The sequence below is a fragment of the Streptomyces sp. DH12 genome (assembly GCF_020873895.1).
GTDB lineage: Bacteria > Actinomycetota > Actinomycetes > Streptomycetales > Streptomycetaceae > Streptomyces.
In genome coordinates, this window is record NZ_JAHWGT010001004.1 from 1 (window position 1) to 460 (window position 460).

The following is a 460-nucleotide window of genomic DNA, read 5'->3' on the forward strand; positions in this document are numbered from 1 at the left end:
AGCGCCATCTGCGCCAGGGTCTGCCCGCGCCGGGCCGCGATGCCGTTCAGCGCCCGCAGCCTGCGCAGCATGTCGTCCGTCAGCCAGCCCGCGTCGAACGAGGTGCCCGCCGCGGCCCGCGAGTCCTGCGGCACGCCGTCGAGGTAGCGCCCGGTGAGCAGCCCCTGCGCCAGGGCGGTGAACCCGATGACTCCAAAACCCTCCTCGTCGGCCACGTCCAGCAGCCCGTCCGTCTCGATCCAGCGGTTCAGCATGTTGTACGACGGCTGGTGGATCAGCAGCGGGGTGCCCAGGTCGCGCAGGATCTCCGCGGCCTGACGGCTGCGCTCGGCGTCGTACGAGGAGATGCCGACGTACAGCGCCTTGCCCAGGCGCACCGCGGTGTCCAGGGCGCCCATGGTCTCCTCGAGCGGCGTGGTGGCGTCCAGCCGGTGCGAGTAGAAGATGTCCACGTACTCCA

1 protein-coding gene is annotated in these 460 nt (G+C 71.1%); it reads right to left on the reverse strand.

Annotation, left to right across the window (positions count from 1 at the left end; translation table 11 throughout):
• Window positions 1-460, reverse strand: a 460-nt coding sequence (locus LPA54_RS38210; RefSeq protein ID WP_228984981.1) for an aldo/keto reductase, incomplete at both ends; no start/stop codon positions are given.